Source organism: Pseudonocardia sp. DSM 110487, assembly GCF_019468565.1.
Classification (GTDB): Bacteria; Actinomycetota; Actinomycetes; order Mycobacteriales; family Pseudonocardiaceae; genus Pseudonocardia.
This window is the reverse complement of sequence record NZ_CP080521.1, coordinates 1,587,815-1,608,117: the sequence shown is the minus strand read 5'-3', so window position 1 is coordinate 1,608,117 and position 20,303 is coordinate 1,587,815. Positions and strand designations below refer to the sequence as shown.

General features: G+C 72.1%; 14 protein-coding genes and 1 pseudogene. 9 read left to right on the top strand and 6 right to left on the bottom strand.

Annotation, left to right across the window (positions count from 1 at the left end):
- Positions 1–499: 499 nt before the first annotated feature.
- Together K1T35_RS07275 and K1T35_RS07270 are read left to right on the top strand one after the other, a co-directional pair.
- The gene (locus K1T35_RS07275) at positions 500–1,630 is read left to right on the top strand and encodes an inorganic phosphate transporter (protein WP_220259395.1); all 1,131 of its coding nucleotides are present in this window, start codon (positions 500–502) and stop codon (positions 1,628–1,630) included.
- A 12-nt stretch (positions 1,631–1,642) separates the two neighbouring features.
- On the top strand, positions 1,643–1,888 hold the full coding sequence (locus tag K1T35_RS07270) for a hypothetical protein (protein WP_220259394.1): 246 nt from the start codon (positions 1,643–1,645) through the stop codon (positions 1,886–1,888).
- 42 nt (positions 1,889–1,930) lie between these two features.
- Here K1T35_RS07270 and K1T35_RS07265 read toward each other — a convergent pair.
- Positions 1,931–2,827, bottom strand: a pseudogene (locus K1T35_RS07265) (squalene cyclase).
- 173 nt (positions 2,828–3,000) lie between these two features.
- On the opposite strand from K1T35_RS07265, the gene K1T35_RS07260 reads away from it, so the two are divergent.
- Genes K1T35_RS07260 through K1T35_RS07250 form a run of 3 tightly spaced genes read left to right on the top strand, consistent with a single transcriptional unit; the run spans position 3,001 to position 7,101 of the window.
- Complete coding sequence (locus tag K1T35_RS07260; protein ID WP_220259393.1) at positions 3,001–4,968, top strand: MFS transporter; 1,968 nt, start codon at positions 3,001–3,003, stop codon at positions 4,966–4,968.
- A 4-nt stretch (positions 4,969–4,972) separates the two neighbouring features.
- A complete protein-coding gene (locus K1T35_RS07255) occupies positions 4,973–5,845 on the top strand; it encodes a tryptophan 2,3-dioxygenase (RefSeq protein ID WP_220259392.1) in 873 nt (290 codons plus the stop codon).
- Positions 5,842–7,101 carry a kynureninase gene (locus K1T35_RS07250; RefSeq protein ID WP_220259391.1) on the top strand — a complete coding sequence of 420 codons (1,260 nt, stop codon included), beginning with the start codon at positions 5,842–5,844 and terminating at the stop codon, positions 7,099–7,101. The genes K1T35_RS07255 and K1T35_RS07250 overlap by 4 nt, the downstream gene beginning before the upstream one ends.
- 1,227 nt (positions 7,102–8,328) lie before the next feature.
- On the opposite strand, the gene K1T35_RS07245 is transcribed toward K1T35_RS07250, so the two are convergent.
- Positions 8,329–8,862, bottom strand: coding sequence for a hypothetical protein (locus K1T35_RS07245; RefSeq protein WP_220259390.1), 534 nt, complete (start codon positions 8,860–8,862; stop codon positions 8,329–8,331).
- A gap of 451 nt (positions 8,863–9,313) precedes the next feature.
- Between K1T35_RS07245 and proS the strand changes: the two genes are divergently transcribed.
- Positions 9,314–10,666 (top strand): proline--tRNA ligase, encoded by a 1,353-nt coding sequence (gene proS, locus K1T35_RS07240; protein WP_220262455.1) that lies wholly within the window; start codon positions 9,314–9,316, stop codon positions 10,664–10,666.
- Positions 10,667–10,709: 43 nt separating this feature from the next.
- On the opposite strand, the gene K1T35_RS07235 is transcribed toward proS, so the two are convergent.
- The 4 genes from K1T35_RS07235 to K1T35_RS07220 form a co-directional block, all read right to left on the bottom strand.
- Entirely contained in the window at positions 10,710–11,615 is a 906-nt protein-coding gene (locus K1T35_RS07235) for a hypothetical protein (RefSeq protein ID WP_220259389.1), read from the bottom strand.
- A gap of 80 nt (positions 11,616–11,695) precedes the next feature.
- Positions 11,696–11,932, bottom strand: a complete 237-nt coding sequence (locus K1T35_RS07230) for a hypothetical protein (RefSeq protein WP_220259388.1) — start codon at positions 11,930–11,932, stop codon at positions 11,696–11,698.
- A gap of 17 nt (positions 11,933–11,949) precedes the next feature.
- Positions 11,950–13,188 (bottom strand): PP2C family protein-serine/threonine phosphatase, encoded by a 1,239-nt coding sequence (locus K1T35_RS07225; RefSeq protein ID WP_220259387.1) that lies wholly within the window; start codon positions 13,186–13,188, stop codon positions 11,950–11,952.
- A 221-nt stretch (positions 13,189–13,409) separates the two neighbouring features.
- Positions 13,410–14,012: a dihydrofolate reductase family protein gene (locus K1T35_RS07220; protein ID WP_220259386.1), complete on the bottom strand. Its 603-nt coding sequence runs from the start codon at positions 14,010–14,012 to the stop codon at positions 13,410–13,412.
- A 134-nt stretch (positions 14,013–14,146) separates the two neighbouring features.
- Between K1T35_RS07220 and K1T35_RS07215 the strand changes: the two genes are divergently transcribed.
- From K1T35_RS07215 to K1T35_RS07205, 3 genes are all read left to right on the top strand, one after another.
- The gene (locus K1T35_RS07215) at positions 14,147–14,689 is read left to right on the top strand and encodes a hypothetical protein (RefSeq protein WP_220259385.1); all 543 of its coding nucleotides are present in this window, start codon (positions 14,147–14,149) and stop codon (positions 14,687–14,689) included.
- A gap of 149 nt (positions 14,690–14,838) precedes the next feature.
- Entirely contained in the window at positions 14,839–15,243 is a 405-nt protein-coding gene (locus K1T35_RS07210) for a hypothetical protein (RefSeq protein WP_255621671.1), read from the top strand.
- 64 nt (positions 15,244–15,307) lie between these two features.
- The gene (locus K1T35_RS07205) at positions 15,308–19,696 is read left to right on the top strand and encodes an HAD-IC family P-type ATPase (protein WP_220259384.1); all 4,389 of its coding nucleotides are present in this window, start codon (positions 15,308–15,310) and stop codon (positions 19,694–19,696) included.
- The last annotated feature ends 607 nt before the right edge of the window (positions 19,697–20,303 follow it).

Below are 20,303 nucleotides of genomic sequence, written 5' to 3'. Positions count from 1 at the left end.
GCCGGCGCCACCGCAGCGCCGCCAGCACGATGGCGCTCACCGGCGCCGCGAACCACACCAGCATCCGCACCGGCACCGCGTCGGGGAACGGGCGCAGCCACACCACCAGTGCCGCCGAGACGGCGGCGACACCGACGCCGGCGAGAAGCGCGACCGGGACGTCGCGGATCCACCACCGGCGCGAGCGCGACGCGATCAGGAACAGGCCGCCGAGCAACCCGAGAATCGAGATCGCGGTGGGCACCCAGCCCGCGATCAACGGGGCGTCGAGCAACGGCGACAGCATCGACGTACTCCCCACCTGCCCCGCCCGACTCCGACCGCGACCACGGTACGCGTTTTCGCACGTGTTCCGGATCGTCCGATATTGCGGAAAGGCGTTATTGGCGCGACATGCGCGGCTTCGCGGGTTTCACCGGTCGTTCAGCCGGCGTTAGCGCGCGGCGGCAACCCCTGGAGTGATGCTGAGTCATCCGTACCGATCATGGGAAAGGCACGCATGGACGTCACCGTGATCGTCGTCGTGGTTGTCGCCACGGCCTTGATCTTCGACTTCACCAACGGGTTCCACGACACCGCGAACGCGATGGCGACCTCGATCGCCACGGGCGCTTTGTCCCCGAGAATGGCGGTGACGGTCGCGGCCATCCTGAATCTCGTCGGAGCGTTCCTTTCCGTCGAGGTCGCCAAGACGATCTCCAGCGGAATGGTCGACGAGTCCAGGATCGGCCCGGTCGTGATCTTCGCAGGACTCGTCGGCGCGATCCTGTGGAACCTGCTGACCTGGCTGCTCGGCCTCCCGTCCAGCTCGTCACACGCGCTCTTCGGCGGGCTCATCGGAGCGACGCTGGTCGCGGCGGGCACCAACGCGGTGTACTTCGGGGCGGTTCTCACCAAGGTCGTGATCCCGGCCGTGATCTCCCCGATCCTCGCCGGCGTCGTGGCCCTCGCAGCCACGTACCTGGCCTACCGGATCACCGCGCGCGCCGACGGCGGCACCGTGACCCGCGGGTTCAAGGCAGGCCAGATCGTCTCGGCGTCGATGGTCGCGCTCGCCCACGGCACGAACGACGCCCAGAAGACGATGGGCATCATCACGCTGACCCTGATCACCGCCGGTGTGCTCGCCCCTGAGTCGAGCCCGCCGTTCTGGGTGATCCTCTCCGCGGGTCTCGCAATCGCGCTCGGCACCTACCTCGGCGGCTGGCGGATCATCCAGACGCTCGGCAAGCGGGTCAGCGAGATCCAGACCCCGCAGGGCTTCGCCGCCGAGACGAGCGCGACGGCGGTCATCCTCGCCTCATCGCACCTCGGCTTCGCGCTCTCGACGACGCAGGTCGCGACCGGCGCCATCTTCGGCGCCGGTGCCGGTCGCCGGCTCGCCTCCGTGCAGTGGAGCGTCGCGGGCCAGATGGCCGTCGCCTGGGTCCTCACCCTCCCGGCCGCGGCCGCGGTCGGCGCCGCGGCGGCATGGCTCGCCTCCACCGGCACGGTCGGGACGATCATCGTCGGGCTGGTCGCCGCCGCCATCGCCGCCGGGATCTACGCCGCGTCCCGGCGCCGTCCGATCACGGCCGAGAACGTCAACGACGTCCCGGCCCCGAAGGCTCCCGCGCCCGCCGCGGTCTGAGAGGAGATCCAGATGAGCATCGCGTGGGGATCGCTGCTCGTGGTGTGCGTCGTGTCGCTCGCGGTCGGGGTGGCGGTCGTCGCGCTCGTGGCGTTCGCGCTCGTCGGCCTGTCGGCGCGCGCGGCGCGGACGGTGGGTGGCCCTGACGACGGCGCCGCGCCGCCGCTGAGCGCCGCAGCCGGCACCGCCGTGGCGGCGCTCTGCCTGCTGGCGGTGGCGGCGATCGTCGGCTACGGGCTCTACGTGATCATCGCCTGACGCGGGACGATCGGGCCGCAGCCGGGTAACTCGGGCCACCACCTATCCGGGACTCTGCGCGTCCCACCATGCGAGCACCCGGGTGCCGAAGAGCGTCAGCCACTTCGACGGCTCCCCCGCCGGCACGTCGACCTCGAACCACACCCGCCCGGGGTGCCGGCTGGCCTGGATCCAGGTGCCGTCCGGCTGCCGCGCGGCGCGCACGAGCTCGATCGCCTCGGCCATGCGCTGGTCGGGCGCCGTTCCGTCGACCAGCGACGCCTGCCGGAAGTACTCGGCCGCGTTGAGCACGCTGTAGGACCAGCGGAACGGGTAGGCGACGTGGTCGACCCAGGGTGCCACGGGTTCCCCCGTGGACAGGCGGCGCAAGAGCCGCGCCGCAGCAGGTACTCCTCGCCGGAACGCCGCGCGGCGCGCGTCGCCTCCGTGCCGCCCGTCGCGGCGTCGAAGGCGAGCAGGCCCTTGAGGGAGTTCAGCGTCGAATGGAACGACGACCGGGTCGAGCCCTCGACCCACTCGCAGTTCCAGCCGCCGTCGGGCAGCCGGTGTTCGAGGAACCAGTCGACGATCCCGGTCACGTCGGCGCCGAGCCACAGGCCGTTCGCGACGGTCCAGGCGTTGATGCAGCAGTCGACCTCTCCGCCCCAGTACGGCAAGGTTCTGGTACTCCCAGCGGCTGTTCTCGGCGAGCAGCTCGGCCGTGCGGCGCTCGCGCAGGACAGCGGGATCGAGGCTCCACTCCCGCAACGAGTTGAGCGTCCACGTCGTCGCCGTCCACGGCTGCCCTGTCTCGCCCGCCTCGGGCTCGAAATGGGCGGGGAAGAACGCGCCGCCCGCCCACTGGCCGTCCGTCCCCTGGAGCGCTAGTAGGCGCGCGCCGAAGCCCTCGGTCGCGATCCGGGCGCGCGTCGCTTCCCACACCTCGGGCGGGTCGGCCATGAGATCGCGCTCGACCTGCCAGCGCAGGGCGGGGTCGGAGTCACGAAGCCACTCGATCACGGCGTCGTTCGGCACGAGCCGACGCTAGTGCTCCCCACCGGGGTCGGGGCGGTTGTCCCGGATGCCCAGCAAGGGTGTAATCGCTGCCGGAGCCCGGGAGGGGGCGAGGCGTGATGACGGCATCAGGCCGCGTGGCAGGGGACTTCGAGGCACGTCGGCACGGTGTCGCCCGGCTGATCCCGGCGGCCGGGTTGGGAGCGTGCCCGGCCCACCCGGACGTGCCGGCGGCGGCGCGGCCACCCGGCGAGACCACCGAGGGCGCGCGGCGCTGTCAGCGGTGGACGTTGGCCGTGGTGTGCCTGGCCTCGGCGCTGCTGCTGTTCAACGTGACCGCGCCGAACGTCGCGCTGCCGGCGATCGCGGCCGATCTGTCGGCGGGATTCAGCGCGCAGCAGTGGGTGCTGTCGTCGTATGCGATGGTGCTGGCGTCGCTGCTGCTGGCAGGCGGCGCGCTGGGAGACCGCTACGGCAGGCGCCGGATGTTCCTGCTCGGCCTCGCGGGGTTCTGGGCCGGCTCCCTGCTGTGCACGCTGGCGCCGACCACGGGGCTGCTCATCGTCGGACGGTTGGTGCAGGGCGCGGGCGCGGCGGCGCTCTTCCCGTCCGGGCTCGCGCTGATCGCGGCGGAGTTCGACGGGCCCGCGCGGGCCCGCGCGATCGGGGTCTGGGGCGCCAGCGTGTCCGGCGCGATCGCGCTGGGCCCGCTGCTCGGCGGGATCCTCGTGGAGGCCGTCGGGTGGCGCGCCCAGTTCGCCCTCGCCGTGGTGCTGGTGCTCCCCACGGCCGCGGTGGGCATGCGCCACCTCCGGGAGAGCCGCGACAGCTCCGCCACGAGGCTGGACTGGTGGGGCGCCGCGCTCCTCACCGGTGCCATGGTGCTCCTGATCGTGTTGGTCCAGCGGGGCAACGCGGCCGGCTGGCTCTCCCCGATCACCCTCGGCATGGCCGGTGCGGCGCTGGTGCTGTTCGCGCTGTTCACGCTGGTCGAGTTCCGCACCCCGACACCGCTGATCGCACCGGCCCTGATGCGCAACCCGACGTTCCTCGGCGCCACGCTGGTGGCCGTGGTGTTCGCCGCCGCCGGCTTCGCCCCGCTGGTGTACCTCACCTTGTTCCTGCTGCACGTACACGGCTCGAGCCCCACGCTCGCCGGCCTGGAGGTCGCGCCGTTCGCGGTGGCGTCCCTCGTGGTGTCGCTGCTCGCGGCCCGGGTCGTGGCCCGGCTCGGCGTGCGGATCGCCCTGGTCGGCGGCCTCGCGCTGTGCGGGGCGGGCCTTGCGCTCATGGTCGAACTCGGACCGGAATCCGGCGGTCTGCGGTTGCTGCCGGCGCTCCTCGTCTTCGGCATCGGCGCGGGCGTGGTCAACCCGACGATGACCGTTGCGGCGCTCAGCACGGTCGACGCCGCCCACAGCGGCATGGCGTCCGGCATCAACAACACCGCCCGCCAGCTCGGGATCGCGGGAGGGATCGCCGGGCTCGGCGCGGTGTTCGAGACCCGGCTGGCCGACGGGACGGGCGCCCGGCTCACGGCGGGCGGGGTTCCGGCGCCGCAGGCCACCGCCGCCGCGGAACTGGCCGCGTCGGGCGACCTGGCCGCCGCGGGGCGTTCACTCGGCCAGGCCGAGACCGCCCTCCTCCCCGCGTACACCACCTCCTTCACGCACGCGCTGACGATCGTGTTCGTCGTGGGGATCGGGGTCATCGCACTCGGTGCGCTGGTGGCCGTCGTCCTGATCCGCCCCGCCGCCGCGCCCGGGCGGACCGGCACCTTCACCGTCGTCGGAGACGCGGAAGGTCGCCCGACCGAGGCCACCTGCACGCACCTCGACGGGGTCCGCGCCGACGTGCCCCCGAGCACCGACAAGGGATGCGAGGACTGCCTGCGCGACGGCGGCACGTGGGTCCACCTCCGCAAGTGCCTGCGCTGCGGCCACGTCGGGTGTTGCGACAACTCCCCCGGCCGCCACGCGTCCGGGCACTGGCACGCCAGCTCGCACCCGATCGTCCAGTCGCACGAGCCGGGGGAGGACTGGGGTTGGTGTTACGCCGACCAGCTCCTCCTGCAGCGGATACCGTGATGGGGTGACGGCGAACGGCGGAAACCTCCGACCCCTCGAGGAGGGTGTGGTCCGGGAGTTCGGTGGCACCGGGGAGCGGGTGAACCTGTCCTACGGGGCGTACCTGCACCTGGACGAGTTGCTGTCGGCGCAGCATCCGGTGAGCCGTCCGGTGCACCACGACGAGTTGTTGTTCATCGTGCAGCACCAGACGTCGGAGCTGTGGTTGAAGCTGGTGTTGCACGAGCTGCGGGCGGTGCGGGATCGGCTGCGGGCGGATGAGGTGCGCCCGGCGTTGAAAGCGCTGGCCAGGGTGAAGCACATCCAGCGGCAGCTGACCGAGCAGTGGTCGGTGCTGGCCACCCTCACACCGTCGGAGTACGCGGAGTTCCGCCGGTTCCTGGGCACCTCGTCGGGCTTCCAGTCCTACCAGTACCGGGCGGTCGAGTTCATCCTCGGCAACAAGAACGCGGCCATGATCAAACTGTTCGACCACGACTCGTCCGCCCGCGAGCTGTTGGAGACGCTGCTCGCGGAGCCGACCGTGTACGACGAGTTCCTGCGGTACCTGCACCGGTGCGAGCACGAGGTCCCGGAGCGGCTGCTGGAGCGGGACGTGACGCAGCCGCACGAGTTCACCCCTGAGCTGGTGCCGGTGTTCCGGCACATCTACGAGCACTCCCGCGAGTTCTGGGAGGCCTACGAGGCGTGCGAGGAGCTGGTCGACCTGGAGGAGAACTTCCAGCTGTGGCGCTTCCGCCACCTCAAGACCGTGGAACGCACGATCGGCACCGTGCGCGGCACCGGCGGCTCCAGCGGGGTCAACTTCCTGCGGGCGGCGCTTGATCTGACCTTCTTCCCCGAGCTGTTCGCCGTCCGCACGGAGATCCAGCTGTGACCACCACCCGCACCTGGGCGGAACGGGCCACCGCACTGGACGCCGCCGACCCGCTCGCCGGGCTGCGGGACCGGTTCCTGCCCGCACCCGGGGTCGTCGCCTACCTGGACGGCAACTCGCTGGGCCGCCCGGTGGCCGACGCCGCCAACCGGCTGGGCGAGTTCATCCACCAGGCATGGGGGCAGCGGCTGATCCGTGGCTGGACCGAGGACGGCCCGGACGCGCCGTGGATGGACTGGCCGGAACGCATCGGGGACCGGATCGCCGCCCTCGCGCTGGGCGCCGCGGCCGGGCAGACCGTGCTCGCCGACTCCACCACCGTGCTGCTCTACAAGCTCGCCCGCGCCGCCATCGACGCCGCCGTCACCGTCGACCCGGACCGCCGGGTGATCGTCGCCTTCGCCGACGACTTCCCCACCGACCGCTACGTCGTGGAGGGCATCGCGGCCGAACGCGGCGGGAGCGTCCGGTGGTTGCAGGCCGACATCGCCGAAGGCGTCACCTCCGACCAGGTCGCGGACGCCGCCGGCCCGGACACCGCCCTGGTGCTGCTCTCCCATGTCGCCTACCGCTCCGGCTGGCTCGCCGACGCCCCCGCGATCACCGCCGCGGCTCATCGGGCAGGCGCCCACGTGCTGCTCGACCTCTGCCACTCCGCCGGATCCGTGCCGCTCGCCCTCGACGAGTGGGGCGTCGACCTGGCCGTCGGGTGCACCTACAAGTTCCTGAACGGCGGCCCCGGCTCCCCCGCCTTCGCCTACGTCCGCCGCGGTCTCCAGGGCGTCCTGCGCCAGCCGATCCAGGGCTGGATGGGTCGGCTCGACCCGTTCACCATGGGCCCCGGCTACGTCCCCGCTCCTGGGATCCGCCACGTCGTGAGCGGCACCCCGCCCATACTCGCCGCCGTACCCCTGCTCGCATCCCTCGACCTCCTGGATGAGGCCGGTATCGCCGCGGTCCGCACGAAGTCCCTCGCGCTCACCGCGTTCGCCCTCGAGCTCGTCGACGCCTGGCTCGTTCCGCACGGGGTGGAGGTGATCTCGCCCCGCGACCCCGAACGCCGCGGCGGCCATCTCACAATCAGCCGCCCCGGGTTCCGCGAGGTCGTCGACCTCCTCTGGGACCGCGGCGTGCTCCCCGACTACCGCGAACCCGACGCCATCCGCATCGGCCCCGCGCCCCTGTCGACCTCGTTCACCGAGGTCCACGACGGGCTCGCCGTCCTGCACAACATCCTCGAAGGGACCGTCGGCTAGTACTGCAGCCGGACTTCGTGATCATTCCTCTGATCGCAGGGCTCGGGCCGCATCTCGGCACGGCGGAGCTGCCGACGCAACCCGTGTCGGCCGACGCAGCCCGTCGCAGGTCAGACACCCCGTCGACCGGGCGCACCAGCCGAGAACGAGCGCGCCGGGCTCCACAGAACCCGGGGTCGGGCCGGTCGGGCGCCTGTGATCATCAGCCGGCGCCTTTCCTGACGCGGAGCGTCGGGTTTCGCGCCAAGCCGCTGATCATCGTTTGACCTCGCGGTGCGTTCCGCGGAACGCACCCCCCGGGGGTGCGGCCGGGGTGCCGGACGCTTTCGTGGGCGCGCCGTTCCCGGCACCGGGTAGCCCCCGGGCCTCACCCACCAGCCGAGGGCTGCCGGCGTAGCGATCCGGTTCACCTCGACCCCGTCGCCTTGCCGGGGTGGCTGGGTTGGGTGCTCTACCGAATCATGTGGTTGCTCGGGCGGCCGTCCCCGACGCGGGGCACGCCCGTCCGGGACGAGACCGCCGCGGTTTGGGTGCCACGCATCTGGCTGTGTTCCCGTCGTCGCCCCTGGCCACACCTGGAATCTGGGGTGTGAACCGCGGAATCGGGACCTGAGCTGCATCCCTGCAGCTGGTGTGTTCCGACCGGGGAGACACCCCTGCACCGGGTGTCCCGTTCCTGCTGATCACCGACCTGAGCGCGGGCCCTGCCCCGAGGGGTGGCGCCGTGATCATCCAGGAGCAGGGCTGGGGGTGGAGGGTCGGGACCACAGCCAGTCGCGTGGCACCCGGCAGCAACGGTCTCCTCGAAACAGCCGTGCCCCCGCGTCGGGGACGGCCGCCCACGCCACCCCAGGGGACGGTAGTGCACCCAACCCAGCCACCCCCGCAAGGCGACCGGGTCGATGCAGCCGGCGGAACCACACGCGAAGCCCGGACCACGAAGCGGGCGCCGGGCGACCCGGGCCGGGAACGGCGCGCCCACCGACAGGCACTCGACCAAACCGACCCGATGGACCGACACGATCGCGCCCCTACCGCCAGGCGCCCGATCTCGGCGGGCAAGATCCGAACTACCGGTTGTCCATGGCTGCCCCCACGACCATGAGCACCCGAAACTTCAGATCATGGACGCGGCCACCACCGAACGGTCCCAGCAACAGCCCCGAACACCCATGATCACAAAATCCGACTGTAGGACTAGGGCACCGATGGGCCCGGGCGCCCTCCTTACGCCGCGCCTTCCAGGAAGGCGCACATCTGGTCCGAGTCGCCCGCCGTGAGCACGGTGTACACCTCACCGCGCGCCGTTGGTCTGGTCACGCTCCCGCACAGGCCGAAACGTGGGCCTTCCGGTGCCAGACCGGGAGCGGGGGCGTCCCGCGGAACGACTGGAACGAGGCCCTTGATGTAACAGGCCGCGATGTCTATTCCGGCATCGATGTCGCCTCGGACCACCGCGGCCACACCGACGGACCACGGGTAGTCGGCGTGCTGGTAGATCGCGATCGCCAGGTGATCGGTCTCGTACCCGCACTTCGTGACATCGTTCGCCTTGATGACCCGACCGGCGAGATCGCTGAGGCCCGACTTGAACTGCGCCTTCTGCGCGCGGGAGACGCTCTGCCCACTCTGCGGGTCCTCCCCGGCCGGGACGAACGTGAGCACGGCATCGGCGAGATCTGCCAGCGGAATGCACGGATTCTCGTCCACCCGGACGATCGGCTCCAAAAACTCCCCTATCGACTCCTCATCAGGCAGCAAGCGCCCCGCCTTGCCGGCAGCCCGATCACATCCCGTGTCAGCCTTGGTATCCCCTGCTGGTCCGCCAGTGCTCGCCGACGGCTCGCCACCGCCTCCAGCCGGCGACGCGCCACTGCCTCCAACCGGATCGCACGCTGCCACCAAACCCAACAACAGCAGCGCTATTACGCTCCAGAACCGCGATGCACGCACCCGAGTCCCCTCTCCGAACGAGCCCAATGCGACACCGCGGGAAGCTCGGTATGCCGACGGACGACATCGACGGCTTGACCAAGACGTCTCACGATCCGCCCCTCTGTCGCGCGACGCTCGAACGTCGTTACGCGGGCCCATCCCCACGCCGCTAGGCCTTCTCCCCGGTTAACTGTTTGCGCGCGCGGCTACCGTCTCCACCGTGGCAATGGCCGTACTCACCCCGCAGGCGGAGAACTTCCCCGCCTGGTAGCAGGACATCGTTGCTCGCGCCGAACTGGCCGACAACGGTCCGGCGCGCGGGACCATGGTCATCCGACCGTGGGGGTACGCGATCTGGGAGCTCATGCAGGCCGACATGGACCGGCGGATCAAGGAGACCGGGGCCCAGAACGCCGCGTTCCCGATGTTCATCCCCATGAGCTTCCTGGAGAAGGAGAAGCAGCACGTCGAGGGCTTCTCCCCGGAGCTGGCCGTGGTCACCCACGGCGGCGGGGAGCAGCTTGCCGAACCGCTTGTGGTACGCCCCACCTCCGAGACGGTCATCAACCACTACTTCGCCAAGTGGGTGCAGTCCCACCGCGACCTGCCGTTGATGATCAACCTCTGGAACAACGTGGTCCGCTGGGAGCTGCGCCCTCGGGTCTTCCTGCGCACGACGGAGTTCCTCTGGCAGGAAGGCCACACCGTCCACGCCACCTACGAGGACGCGGTCGAGGAGACCCGCCGCATGCTGGAGGTCTACCGGCGGTTCATGGAGGAGACCCTCGCGATCTCGGTGGTCGTGGGCGAGAAGTCGCCGGGCGAGCGGTTCGCGGGCGCGGACCACACCTTCACCTGCGAGGCGCTGATGCGCGACGGCAAGGCGCTGCAGATGGGAACCAGCCACAACCTCGGCCACAACTTCGCACGAGCGTTCGACATCCAGTACCTGGACGCGAGCGGGGAACGCCGGCATGCCGCCACCACCTCGTGGGGCACGTCCACCAGGATGATCGGCGGGACGATCATGGTCCACGGTGACGACCACGGGCTGCGCCTGCCCCCGGCGATCGCGCCGCACCAGGTGGTGATCATGCAGCTGACCGAGGACGGCGAATCCGCCAGGCGCATCGCGGCCGAGCTGCGCGCCGCCGGCATCCGCGCGCACCTCGACGACCGCACCCACACCTCGTTCGGCCGCCGCTCCGTCGACTGGGAGCTGAAGGGGGTTCCCGTCCGGATCGAGCTGGGCGCGCGCGAGCTCGCGGCGGGTGAGGCCACGCTGGTCCGCCGCGACGACCGCAGCAAGAGCAAGGTGCCGTTCGACGGCGCGGCGCGCGCGGCCACCGCCCTGCTCGACGAGATCCAGCAGGTGCTGTACGCGCAGTCGAGGACATTCCGCGAGGAGCACACCCACCCGGTCACCGACTTCGACGAGTTCACGCGGCGCCTCGGCGACGGAGGGCTGTTCCTCGCCGCATGGTCCGGCACCGAGGAGTCGGAACAGGCGCTCGGCGAGCGCACCAGCGCGACGATCCGCTGCATCGTCGACGCAGACCCGCCCGCACCCACCTGCCTGATCACCGGCATGCCGGCCCGGCACACGGTGCTGATCGGCCGGGCTTACTGACGGACGCGCCGAGTGCTTCCCACCGGAGGTCGAGTAGCGGTGGTCAGGACTGGAGGTAGTCCTTCAGGTCGGAACGGTCGGCGTCCTTCTCGTCGGTGATCGCGTAGAAGACCATGCCCGCGTCGGAGACGTCCCCGTTGCCGACCTCGTCGAGCCGGGAGTACAGCCATTCCCAGTTCTGGTCGCCGCTGTCCTTCAGGAAGTCCCAGAAGTCCATCTCGGTGGGCCCGAGCCCGGAGTTCTGGTCGGGGAGCTCGACGCGCTCGCAGCCGAGGTCGGCCAGGTCCTCGTAGTCGTGGCCGTCGTGGTCGGTCTTCGCGTGGGTCTGGTTGAAGCTGTCCTCACCGTGGGTGATGCACTCGACGTTCTTGCGGGCCTCCGGGTCGGCGGCGTCGAGCGCCATCCACACCGTCTCGATGGGGCCGGCGAGGACGATCGAGAGCTGGTCGTCCGGCGTGGAGGCGTTGATCTCCTTCACCAGGTTCTCGGTGCCTGCGGCCAGCTGCGCGGGATCGGTGTCGTCGAAGAACCGGGACATGTCGAACCCGAAGCGCTTGCCACCCTCCTGCACGCTCTCGGTCATGTTCTCGAGGTGCTCATCGGAGGAGTCCCAGATGTGGTTGTTGTAGTCGTAGTGCACGAGGTTGGCCTGCAGGTTGCGGTGCGCGAGGATCGCCAGCGCCATCGGGGCCGACGCCCAGTCGTCGTTGTCGTGCTGGTTGCCGTCGGCCGACATGGCGACACGACCCACCTCGGAGTCGAATCCGCCTCCGCTCTCCCCGGCCTGAGGCGGTTGTCCCGCGTCGTTCTGGCAGGTCTGCGATGTGCCGATCTGGGGGCCGTACGGACCGCACGCCTCACCAGCCGTGCCCGGCACCTGCGTGCTGCAGGCCGCGAGCAGGGGAACCAGCAGGGCAGCGCACACTGCGGCCCGGCGACGGACGACCACCGAACCTCCTGGAGCACTCTCGACGTCTTGTTCCCTGCGATCGCCGACGGTACAGAGCCGTTCCTGAAGCGCGGCTGAGTTCACGCCGGGTCGGCGTCGTCGCGCAGCATCAACACGGTCCGCAGCACGTACTCGACAGCGGACTCGAAGGCGCCGCCCCGCAGCTCGTCCCGCGTGGCGAGGTTCCGCGCCGCGAACTCGAGGGCCTGATCCGGCCCGACCCGCCGGACGACCATCGCGGCGATCTCCTCCAGGTCGAGGCCCGGGTGGTCGATGCGGACCAGTGCGAACTCGACGACCAGCTCGTCCACCGTCACGAGAGCCGCTCCCGTCCTCAGCGCCGCGTCAGCACTTCGGCGCCGTCCACGAGCAGCCGCGACATCATGAGCACGGCAACGTCGTCGTCGGCCGGATGGGCGCCGAGCAGCTCGAACATCACCTTCCCGCAGATCGCGTCGGCCGGCCCGGGGCAGAGTGCCGCGCACAGGCGCTCGATGCCGACGTCGGGAGAATGCCCTCGCCGTTCGATGAGGCCATCGGTGTAGAGGAAGAGGGCGCGGCCGGGTGGCAGCGGGACGGGAGTGGCACGTCGCGGGCGCGAGGGGTCGACGCCGAGAGGTACGTCGGGTGGTACGTCCACCACCTGGGCGGGCCCATCGGGTGAGGTCGAGACGGGTGGCGGGTGGCCTGCACTGGACGCAACGAGGCGGTCGTGGGACGGCGAGAGCACCGCGCACAGCACGGTGGCCATGATCCCGCGCTCGAAGTGCCGGACGTGCTCGTCGAGGCGCGCGATCAGGTCGGCGGGGTCATGGGTCTGGAGGGCGAGCGCGCGCAGGGCGGTGCGGAGCCTGCCCATCGCGACGGCGGCGTCCATGCCGCGGCCGACGACGTCGCCGACGACGACGTAGATGTGTCCCGATGGCACGTCGAAGACGTCGTACCAGTCGCCCCCGACCTCCCCGCCGCCGCCGGGCGCGTACCGGGACGCGAACTCGAGGCCCGGCACGACCGGCAGCTTCGCGGGCAGGAGGCTGCGCTGGAGCGTGGCCGCAGCGGCCCGGGACACCATGATCTGCCTGGTCTGGGCCGCGAGGGCCACCCGATCGGCCGCGAGCTGGAGCAGCTCGGTCTCCTCCGGCGTGAAACGCCGTGTGGTCATGCTCCCGACGTGCAGGACGCCGATCGCCTGGCCGTTCGACATCAGCGGAACGCCGAGGAGCGAGCGGATCCCCTTGTCCCGCAGGATCGGGTTGAGGACGTTCGAGTGGTCGACCTTCTCGAGGATGACCGGCGCCTTCAGCGCCGCGATCCGCCCGGCGAATCCCTTGCCGAGCGGGATCCGGACGCCCTGGCGCACCTCCTCCTCGACGCCGCGGGCGGCCGTGGCGACGAGGTACTGCCCCGACCGGTCCAGCAGGAGCACGGCCGCGGTGTCGACCTCGAGGAGGTCGCGCACCCGATCGAGCAACTCGGCCAGCAGCTCCTCGACCCCGAGATGCCCGAGCGTGGTATCGGTCACCGCTTCGATGCGACGCAGCCGCTCGCGCGGAGCGTGAACGCCCGTCGCCATGAACGGAGACTATCCGCATGCGGAGCGTTCAGGGAGCGTCCGTGCCAGTCTCGGTACCGGACACATCGCCGATCATCGAGGGGTCCACGCCGAGGCAGACCCCGCACAACACGGTCGATCTCGCGCTCGTGGCCGACACGCTGGGGTATCGCCGCTGGTGGTGGCCGCGCGGGTCGGCACGCGCGGCGCGCCGCCCGGCTCGGATCGAGATCACACCCGGCTCACACCTGGCCCTTGACCTCGTCGTAGCCCGTCTTGGTCGGCTCATCGGCCGGCACGTAGATCACGCGGATCACGCCGGTCGGGTACGCCTCCGTCAACGTCACCTTCAGGTGGTACGGCGCATCGCCGTCGTCGAAGAGCCGCCTGCCCTTGCGGGCCGCCACCGGGTGCACCAGCAGGCGGAGCTCGTCGACCAGCCCGGCGGCGAGCAGCTGCTGCACGACGGAGATCGAGCCCGGGATGAGGATGCCCGTGATCGCCTCGTCGGCCTTGAGCGCGGCGACGGCCTCGACGAGATCGCCCTCGATCAGTTCCGAGTTGCGCCACGAGAACTCGAGGGCCTGCCGCGAGACGACGATCTTGCGGGTGTCCCCGAGCCGCTTCGCGAACGGCGCGTCCTCCCCGCCTGCCGCCTCGCGCTCCGGCCAGGCGCCGGCGAAGCTGTCGTAGGTCTCGCGGCCGATGAGCAGCACGTCGGCGGTGTCGTAGTCCTCGGTGACCGCGCGGCCCATGTTGTCGTCGAAGTACGGGAAGTGCCAATCCGGGTCGATCTCGGCCACGCCGTCGGCCGAGATGAACAGTGTCGAGACGACCTTCGCCATCGTGGTGATCCCTTCGTGTCGGGTGTGCTTGCTGGGTAGTAGACCGGGGCGGCGCCGAAACCTCATCGCACCCGTTCGGACGGATCGCGGGGAAGATCGACGCGAAGAGGCCCCGCTGCCCGTACCGTCGGCCCATGTCACCGACACGTGACATGGGCCGCGGGGCGCCGACCAGCTGCGACCTGCAGGTCTCGCTCACCGTCGAGCAGGACCGCGGCGGCGCGGTCGTCGCGCGCCTCGTCGCGGACGAGCCGGACGGGATACTGGTCGAGGTCGAGTTCAGCGGCGACGAGCTCGCACTACTGCTCGCGGGCGAGACGGTCGCCGTGCCGGGACAGGTGAGCGGTCTCGGCCAGCACCTGCACGCCGACGAGCCGGCGACCGAACCCGACACCGTCGAACCCGCGGTCGTCGAACCCGGGGCGGCGCCGGAGGAGCGCGCGCGCCACGGCACGGACCTGGACGAGCCGCCCGCGGGGACGGAGCCGATCGCCCGCAGCACGGACGTGCGGCCGGGACAAGCGGTGCTCGCCTACATCCGCGGACAGTGGCGAGAGGCCGTCGTCGTCCGGCGCGACATCGGCAGCCTGCTGGTCGCCTACTCGAGGCCGGGCTCGTTCGGCCGCGTGCAGCAACGGCTCACCACTGACCGGGTTCGCCGACGCCTCGGCGAGTAGCGTGCGACCCGGACGTGCGCGGCTTCCTCGCGCTGACCGCCCGCGAGTGCACGCCGGTCGATTTCCGTCCATCTTCCCGACGTTCGGCGTTTGCCGATCATTAACCCTGGGGAGCCTGAGCGCTGCAGGGTCGGGACGAGAGCGAGGTCATGATGGCCGGACGGGCGAGGAGCGGCGGCGGCGAGCTGACGAGGACCGCGGAGACAACCGGGGCGGAGGCGACCGGGGGTGGGCGGACGGCCACCCTCAACCTTCCGTTCGTCACCGCCCAGTTCCGGATGCCGGATCTGCACGTGCCCAGCCGTGACGAGCTGGGGTCGGCGGCACGGGGAGCGCGGTCGGCGCTCCCGTCGAGGTCGTCGGTGTTGTTCTACGGCGGGTTGGCGGTGACGGCGGCCGTCGGCGCGATCGAGTGGCCGGTGGCCGCCGCGATCGGTGTCGGCAGCGCGCTCGCGAGCCGAAGGGCGACCGACCCGACGCCCGTCGGTCGCGCGGGAGAGACGCCCGAGGCCCGAGGCCCGGCAGGGAACGGGGACAGGACCGGCAAGGAGTAGGTCAGGCGCTCGACAGTGGCGGCGGCCCGGTAGGGCCGCCGCCCGCACGTTCCCCGGAGTTCGCATGGTTCTGCAGCGCGTGCTCGAGCTCGCCGCGCGCACGACGGGCACGGTCATCGGCGCGTCGCTCGGCGTCGCATCGGGAGCGGCCGACCTGCTGGCGGCCACGACGTCCGATGTCACCTCGGCCGCCCACGGGCGGGTTCACGTGCCGGTGCGCGGCTCGCTCACCCCCGGGGCCGACCCGTACCGCAAGCGGCTCGAGGAGCTACTCCTCCGGCACGACGCCGTGTCGCGTGCGGAGGTCAACGGCGTGCTCGGCCACGTCATGGTCGAGTTCGACGCGGACGCGCTCGTCGAGGCCGAGGTGGCGGAGCTCGTGCGCACCGCCGAACGCGACTGCGGCATCGACACGGTTCCGCGCGCCGCGACGATCCCCACGCACCCGGCAGCGGCGGGGCCGGTCCTGCGTGAGGCGGCGTTGCTCGGGCTGCACCTGACCGGGCTCGCCGTGACGACCGCGGGGCGCCTGCTCCCGGCATCCGCCGCGATCTCGCTTCCCGCCTCGCTTCTCGCCGTGGCCGACGCCGCCCCGCGCATCCGCGCGCTCGCCGTGACAGTGATCGGAGAGCCCGCCGCCGATGCGCTGCTGAGCGCGGCCGCGGGCGTGACCAACACGGTGTCCCGCAGGCCGCTCGGCCTGATCGTCGACAGCTGCCAGCGCTACGCGCTGCACCAGGAGTCCGTGGCGCGCCGGCGGGCATGGCAGGCGTGGGACGAGGAGCTCTCCGGGCAGGACGGCGGGCACCGGGCCGCTCCGCTCGCGGTCGGTGTCCGCCCGGTGCCGATGCCGCCTGGACCGGTCGAACGGGTCGCCGACCGCACGGCCACGCTCGCGCTGACCGCGGCCGGTGTCCTCATGGTCGGCGCCCGCAACACCGCGCTCGTGAACGCGGCACTCGCCGCGGGGGCGGCCAAGGCGGCCCGCACCGGCCGCGAGGGATTCGCCGCGCAGCTGGACCGGGACGCCTCCGGGCAAGGATGCCTCGTGCTCGGTCCCGCGGCGCTGCGCAGGCTCGACCGCGTCGACACCGTCGTGCTCGACTCCGCGGTCCTGCTCACCGGCCGTCAGATCATCGAGGACGTGCTCCCACTCGGCTCCGATGTGGAGCTCTCGGAGCTGGTCGAGCGCGCACACGACCTCACCGACCTGCGCCGCCCCCAGCGCAGGGAGCGTGACGGATGGGCCGCATCACCGGTGTCCGAGCTCCCGGACGTGCCCGCTGACGTGCGGGAAGAGGCCGTGGCCGTCGCCGAACGGGCCAGGCGGCTGCTCGTGCTGGAACGCGCGGGGCGAGCCGTTGCCCTCGTCGGCGTCGCCGACGAAATGGATCCGTTCGCCGAGGCGATCGTCGCCGCGGCCGGCCGGGCCGGGCTGGTGCTGATCGCGGGCCCGCGCTGGCTCGAGCGGCGGCTCGGCGCCGACGGCACCGTCGACGGTGGGCCCGCGCTCGCCCCCTCGGTACGCGGACTGCAGGAGGCAGGCCACGTCGCCGCGCTCGTGACCGCGAGTGGCAGGGCAGCACTCGCCGCAGCGGACCTCGGCATCGGCATCGCCGCCGGCAGGAACGCTCCCCCGTGGGGCGCGGACGTGCTGGTACGCGGCGCCGCCGACGTGTGCCTGCTGCTCGACGCGACGGTCGCCGCGGGCCGGGTCAGCAACCGCGCCGCTCAGCTGGCGCTCATCGGATCTGGCGTCGGGGCGCTCCTCGGGGTGCTGGGCCCGGCGAACAGCGCGGCCACCCGTGCCGCCATACCGGTGCAGACCACCGCGCTGCTCTCACTCGGGTACGGGGTCTGGTCGGCGATGGCGCTGTCCCGGCGCCCCGACCCGGTGCCCGCCGAACGGACGCCGTGGCACGCGATGTCACCGCGCGCCGTGCTGGACACGCTCGGCAGCACGCGCACCGGCCTCACCGACGCCGAGTCGGGCAGGCGGCAGGCCGACGGGCCGACCGGCCGGGACGGCGACGGGGCCGGGGTGGTCAGGGCGTCGATGGAGGAGCTGGCGAACCCCCTCACGCCCGCGCTCGTCGCGGGCGCGGGCGCGTCGGCCGCCGCAGGCTCGGTCCTCGACCCGCTCCTGATCACCACGGTGCTCGCGCTGAACGGCCTGATCGGCGGCGTGCAACAGATCAGGGCACGGCGAGCGCTGCGGGCGCTGCGCCACATCAGCACCTCCCTCGTGCGGGTCCGGCGCGTGGATCGCGAGACGACGGTCGCCGCTTCCGACCTCGTGGCCGGTGACGTGATCAACCTTCAGGCCGGGGACGCGGTACCCGCGGACTGCAGGCTGCTCGCCGCGCACGGCCTCGAGATCGACGAGTCGTCGCTGACCGGTGAGTCCACCCCCGTCGCGAAGTCGGCCAAGGCGACGAGCGCTCCTGCGCTCGCCGACCGCCGGTCGATGCTCTACGAGGGCTCGGTGGTGGCGAGTGGACGGGCGGAGGCGATCGTCGTCGCCACCGGCGACCGCACCGAAGCCGGGCGCACGCTGCACATGCAGGAGACCGGCGCCGCGCCGACGAGCGGGGTGGAGGTGCGCCTGCGCGAGCTGACCCATCGCACATTGCCCTTCTCCCTCGGCGCGGGCGTCGCGCTCGTGGTGATCGACCTCCTGCGGAGGCTTCCCGTCACCACCGCGATGGGTCGCGCGGTCAGCCTCGCGGTGGCGGCCGTACCCGAGGGTCTCCCGTTCGTCGCCACCGTCGCCGAGCTGGCCGCCGCGCGCCGGCTGTCCGCGCGCGGCGCGCTGGTCCGCAACCCGGCGACGATCGAGGCGCTCGGCCGCGTCGACGTGCTGTGCTTCGACAAGACGGGCACCCTCACCGAAGGCCGCATCACCCTGCGGCGGGTCTCCGACGGCGAGCGCACCCTCTCCGTGGAGGACCCCCTCCCGCCCGACATGCAGGACGTGGTGGCCGCCGCCGTGCGGGCGAGCCCGTTCCAGATGAGCGAGGGCGAGATCCCGCACCAGACCGACAATGCCGTGCTGAAGGGCGCGCGCGGGATCGGCATCAGCATCGGCAACGGCGTCGAGCACATCGACGAGCTGGCGTTCGAGTCGAACCGCGGCTACCACGCCACGCTGTGGCGCACCCGCGACGAGCGGCGGATCAGCGTGAAGGGCGCGCCGGAGGTCGTGCTGCCGCTCTGCGCGGGGCGCCGCCGCCCGGACGGGGTGGAACCGCTCGACCCCGCGACGCGGACCCGGATCGAGGAACAGATCGAGCGGCTCGCGCGGCAGGGACAGCGCGTCCTCGCCGTCGCCGAGCGGGACCACCCGGAACCGTCACCCCTCACCGAGTCCGCCGTGTCCGAGCTCGAGTTCCGCGGCCTCGTCGCGCTGGTGGATCCCGTCCGGCCGACCGCGGCCGAGGCGGTCGCCACCCTCCGCGCCGCGGGCGTCGAGGTCACCATGATCACCGGAGACCACCCGAGCACCGCCGAGTCGATCGCCGCCGAGCTGGACGCCCTCAACGGGCGGCGGGTGCTCACCGGCGTCGAGCTCGACGAGCTGAGCGACGAGGAACTCGCCGGGATCCTCTCTCGCACGGCCGTGTTCGCGCGGGTCACGCCTGCCCAGAAGGCGCGCATCGTGCAACTGCTGCAGCAGACCGGCGCCGCGGTCGCGGTCACGGGCGACGGCACGAACGACGCCCCCGCGATCCGGCTCGCCGACGTCGGCATCGCGCTGGGCGCCCGCGCCACCCCCGCGGCCCGCGAGGCCGCCGACGTCGTCGTCACCGACGACCGGATCGAGACGATCACCGACGCCATCGTCGAAGGCAGGGCGATGTGGTCCTCGGTCCGGGAGGCGCTGTCGATCCTGCTCGGCGGCAACCTCGGCGAGATCTGCTACGCCCTCGGGACCGGCGTGCTGGGCGGCGCTCAGTCGCTCAACGCCCGCCAGCTCCTGCTGGTCAACATGCTCACCGACGTGCTGCCTGCCATGGCCGTCGCGGTCCGCCCGCCACCCGACGTCACGGCGGACCAGCTGCTGGCCGAAGGCCCGGAGCGATCGCTGGGCACCTCGCTCATCCGCGACATCCAGCTGCGCGCGGCCACCACCGCGACGGCCGCGGGCGCTGCGTGGCTGCTCGCGCGCCGCGTCAGCACGCCCGCCCAGGCCAGCACCACGGGGCTCGTCGCGCTCGTCGGCGCCCAGCTGGCCCAGACGATGGCCGTGCGTGGGCGCACCCCCCTCGTCGCCGCCGCTGCCGCCGGGTCGTTCGTCCTCATGGCCGTCGTCGTCCAGGTGCCGGTGCTCAGCCGCGTCGTCGGCTGCACCCCGCTGCTCCCGCACCAGTGGGGCCTCGCGCTCACCGCGGCCGCGGTCGCCACCGCCGCGCAGCTCCTGGGACAGTCCGCGCTGAGGGCCCGCACACACTGAAGCCGATTCGTCACCTTCCGTACACGCACCGGACAACCGGGATGCCCTGGCCGGCCACCGATCCTCGTCATCGTGACCAGAAACGGCGGGAAGGTGGAGGCGAATGGGCGAGTTCCTCACGGCGATCGCGGTCGCGGTCGCGGCGGCCCTGCTCGAGCGGCTGGCGGTCCTGATCGCACGCTCCCTCTGGGACGCCTTGCAGCCGGCCGCCGCCTGAAGCCGGGACCGCCACCGGGTGGTCGAGTAGGGGCGGCGCCGTAGCGCCGGCCGTATCGAGACCACCCACGCACCCCTGACGCACTCCTGTTGGACCTCCGGTGGCGCCGCGCATCGTGCGCGGCCCACATCTACGAGGCTGGCTAGGCCTTCAGTGGCGCCGCGCATCGTGCGGGGCCGCTCCTCACGCCTCAAGGGCGCCTCCGGCGTCGCTGCGCGATCGCTACGCGACCCTTGACCCGCGAGCCTCTGCGGCCCCTCCGGGCAGCACCACACAGGCAGGCCACGGGCCTGCCCTTCGGGCGCGCGGCGCCACCGAAGGCGGCCCCGCTGACATGATCAAGGCTTCGGCACGAAACCGGCCAAATACGGCCGGCCATGCACCCAACCG